Origin of the sequence: Pseudidiomarina fusca (assembly GCF_032227045.1) — a bacterium.
GTDB lineage: Bacteria > Pseudomonadota > Gammaproteobacteria > Enterobacterales > Alteromonadaceae > Pseudidiomarina > Pseudidiomarina fusca.
Map to the genome: position 1 here is coordinate 1 of NZ_JANFPJ010000041.1, position 400 is coordinate 400.

Annotated in this window: 1 protein-coding gene; it reads left to right on the forward strand. The window is 43.5% G+C overall.

Annotation, left to right across the window (positions count from 1 at the left end):
• Positions 1-134 precede the first annotated feature (134 nt).
• Positions 135-386: a helix-turn-helix domain-containing protein gene (locus NOG12_RS12210; protein ID WP_000451746.1), complete on the forward strand. Its 252-nt coding sequence runs from the start codon at positions 135-137 to the stop codon at positions 384-386.
• Positions 387-400 lie beyond the last annotated feature (14 nt).

Sequence of the window (400 nt, forward strand, 5' to 3'; positions counted from 1 at the left end):
TCGGATAAAGTTTTCATAAGCCCGTATTCTACAAATAAAACTGTAGCCTTTCAACAATTTTAACTGTTGACTTATCTACAGTTTAAACTGTAACATTCAATCTTGTAACAGTTATTATTGTAACAGGAGACGGTATGGAAGTGTTCAACACGACACAAAAACATCTCCGCCGTGCCATTGACTTGGTCGGCGGGCAATCAGCATTAGCACGAGCCATCAACTCAAAACAGCAAAACGTCTGGTTTTGGTTGAATAAATCAGGGCGTGTTCCCGCTGAATTCGTTTTACCCATCGAACAAGCTACGCAAGGACAGGTAACCCGATCCCAGTTAAGACCGGACATCTACCCCGAATGCCCAAGCGAGCTGAAAGCCAGTAACCAGTAGGATTAAGGGCAAGT